This window comes from Streptomyces sp. NPDC097617 (assembly GCF_044761485.1).
Taxonomy (GTDB): Bacteria; Actinomycetota; Actinomycetes; order Streptomycetales; family Streptomycetaceae; genus Streptomyces.
Window position 1 is genome coordinate 1 of the sequence record NZ_JBIWCL010000068.1, and the last position, 3745, is coordinate 3745.

The window sequence follows — 3745 nt, forward strand, 5'->3', positions numbered from 1 at the left end:
TCACCAACCCCGACTACTGGGTCCAACACCTCCGCCACACCGTCCGCTTCAACGACGCCATCCACCACCTCCACCACCACACCAACACCACCACCTACATCGAAATCGGACCCGACCCCACCCTCACCGCCATGACGACCCGCATCCTCGGAGAGGACATCGCCCAGGGCGCGGTGACGGCCGTCGGCGTCCTGCGCAAGGGCCGCCCCGAGGCACGGACGCTGGCGGCCGCCCTGGCCCATGCGGCCGTCCGGGGCGCGGCACTGGACGCCGAGCGCCTCTTCCCCGGTGCGCGACGGGTCGTCCTGCCGACGTACGCCTTCCAGGGCGCCCGGTTCTGGCTGAACAGCCCGGCCACGGCGGAGGACGTGGCGAGTCTGGGTCTGACGCCGGCCGAGCACCCGCTGCTCGGTGCGGTGACCAGCCTCGCGGGCGGAGACGGGCTGCTGTACACGGGCCGGGTCTCGCAGAGCACCCACCCGTGGATCGCCGACCACGCGGTCTCCGGGACCGTGCTGCTGCCGGGCACGGCCTTCGTCGAGATGGCCGTCGCGGCGGGCGGGCGCTTCGGCCACGACCGGCTCCAGGAGCTGGTCCTTCAGGCGCCGCTGATCGTCCCCGAGGGCGGCCGGGTCCACCTCCAACTGGCCCTCGGCGCGGAGCAGTCCGGCACCCGCACCTTCACCGTCCACTCCCGGGCCGAGGGCGGGGCGGACGAGAAGTGGACCCGGAACGCCTCCGGCGTCCTCGCCGAGTCCGGCCCGGTACCCGCGCCCGGCGCTGCCGTCTGGCCGCCGGAGGGTGCGGGCGAGCTGGCGGTCGGTGACCTCTACGCCCGCCTCGCCGAGCGCGGATACGCGTACGGCCCGGTGTTCCAGGGCCTGCGGCGTGCATGGAGACGCGGTACGGAGGTGTACGCCGAGATCTCGCTGCCGGAGAGCATCGACGGCGACGCGTTCGCCCTGCACCCCGCCGCCCTGGACGCCGCTCTCCACGGTCTGCTGATCGAGGAGTCCGACGAGGTGAACGTCCCGTTCTCCTTCAACGGGGTCACTCTGCACGCGACGGGTGCGACCGCGCTGCGGGTGCGCCTGGTGCCGAACGGAGCGAGCGCCGCCTCACTGACGGCGACGGACGCCGACGGCCGACCCGTACTGACCGTGGACGAGATTGCCCTGCGCCCGGCCGGTGATCTCCAAGGCCGTGGCGGCAAGCAGGACGGGCTGTACCGCATGGCGTGGAAGCCCTTCCCGGCGGCCGAGGTGGCTCCTACGGGGCCCTGGGCTGTGCTGGGCTGCGACCCGCACGGGCTGGGCCGGGCCGTCTCCGGGGACACGTACGTCGGCGTGGCCGCCCTTCGGGCCGCGCTCGCATCGGGCACGGCACTGCCGTCCTTCATCGGTCTGTCGCAGGAGATCACCGAGGTGCACGCGGCGGTCCAGGACACCCTGGCCACCCTCCAGGAACTCCTGGCCGACCCCGCCCTCGACTCCACCCGCATCGTCGTCCTCACCCGGGGCGCCACCGCCCTCACCACCGACGAGGACATCCTCGACCTGCCCGCCGCCGCCCTCACCGGCCTCGTCCGCACCGCGCAGAACGAGTACCCGGGCCGCATCACCCTCCTCGACATCGACACCACCGAGCACCTCACCACCGCGGCTCACACCGCCGTCACCGTCCCGGACACCCAACTCGCCCTCCGCGAAGGCCGACTACACACCCCTCGTCTCGAAACCGCCCCCCTCGTGGGCGCCGCGGCCGCACCGCTGGATCCCGAGGGGACCGTCCTCATCACCGGCGGCACCGGCGGACTCGGCCGCATCCTCGCCCGCCACCTCGTCACCCACCACGGCGCCAAGCACCTCCTCCTCACCAGCCGCAGCGGACCGAACGCCCCCGGCGCACAGGAACTCGCCACCGAACTCACCGCAGCCGGCGCCCACATCACCATCACCGCCTGCGACACCTCTGACCGTGCGGAGCTGGCCGACGTCATCGACGCCGTCCCGACCGCCCATCCCCTCACCGCCGTCATCCACGCCGCCGGCACCCTCGACGACGCCACCCTCGACAACCTCACCCCCCACCACATCACCCGGGTCCTGCGCCCCAAGACGGACGCAGCCCACCACCTCCACGAGCTCACCCGGAACCACCCCCTCACCCACTTCATCCTGTTCTCCTCGATCGCCGGACTCATCGGAAACCCCGGCCAGGCCAACTACGCCGCCGCCAACACCTACCTCGACGCCCTCGCCCACCACCGCCACCACCACAACCTCCCCGCCACCAGCCTCGCCTGGGGACTCTGGGACACGAGCACGGGCAGCATGGCCGCCCAGTTCTCCGAGGCCGGCATCAAGCGGTGGGCGGCCAGGGGCATCCTTGCGCTGACCCCCGAGCGCGGGATGGAGCTGTTCGACGCCGCGCTCGCGTCCGGGGAACCGGAGCTCGTTCCGATCGAGTTGGACCTCGAGGCGCTGCGTTCCCCGGAGCAGACAGCGCCCGCGCTGCTGCGCACCCTGGTGCGCGCCCCGCGCCGCCGTGCCGCCGCGGCCGCCGGGTCCTCGTGGGCCGAGCGCACCGCCGACCTTCCCCCGGCCGATCGCCGCCGCGCCACGAGTGAGCTCGTACGGGCCACCGTCGCCGCCGTGCTCGGGCTGGCCGGGCCCGCCGCCGTCATCGACAGCGGGCCTTTCATCCAGCTGGGCATGGACTCCCTCACCGGTATGGAGCTGCGGCGCCGGCTCGCGTCGGACACCGGCATCGCGGTTCCCGCGACCGCCGTCTTCGACCACCCCACCCCCGGTGCGCTCACCGATTTCGTCCTCGCCGAGCTCGCCAGGATCGCCGGCGAGGCGGCCGCCCGCCCTTCGCAGGAGTCCGCTGCCGCCACGGCCGCACTCGGCGGCGGCCAGGACGATCCGATCGTCATCGTGGGCATGGCCTGCCGCTACCCGGGGGACGCCCGTTCCCCCGAGGACCTGTGGCAGCTCGTGGCGGGCGGCGTCGACGCGATCGGCCCCTTCCCCACCAACCGAGACTGGGACGTCGACCACCTCTACGACCCCGACCCCACCCGCGCCGGCAAGAGCTACACGCGGCACGGCGGCTTCCTCTACGACGCCGACCGCTTCGACGCCGAGTTCTTCGGCGTCTCGCCCCGCGAGGCCTTCGCGATCGACCCGCAGCAGCGCCTGCTGCTGGAGACCACATGGGAGAGCTTCGAGCAGGCGGGCATCGACCCGGCCACCCTGCGCGGCAGCCGCACCGGCGTGTTCGTCGGCACCATGTACGACGACTACGCCTCCCGCCTGTCCGCCGTGCCGGCCGAGTACGAGGGGTACCTGAGCACCGGCAGCGCCGGCAGCGTGGCCTCCGGCCGACTGTCCTACACCTTCGGGCTGGAGGGTCCGGCGATCACGGTCGACACGGCCTGCTCCTCCTCCCTCGTCGCCCTGCACCTGGCGGCCCAGGCCCTGCGCCAGGGCGAATGCACCCTGGCGCTCGCCGGCGGTGCAACCGTCATGGCCACGCCCCGGCCCTTCGTCGAATTCAGCCGACAGCGCGGGCTGGCTCCCGACGGCCGGGTGAAGTCCTTCTCCGCCTCCGCGGACGGCACGACGTGGAGTGAGGGCGTCGGGATCCTGCTGCTGGAGCGGCTCTCCGACGCCCGGCGCAACGGCCACGAGGTCCTCGCCGTCATCCGCGGCTCCGCCGTCAACCAGGACGGCGCCAGCAA

General features: G+C 73.2%; 1 protein-coding gene. It reads left to right on the forward strand.

The genetic code is table 11. The features are described 5' to 3' along the window. Positions 1-3745: SDR family NAD(P)-dependent oxidoreductase (locus ACIQZO_RS40365; protein ID WP_403636396.1), on the forward strand; the 3745-nt coding region annotated here is incomplete at both ends.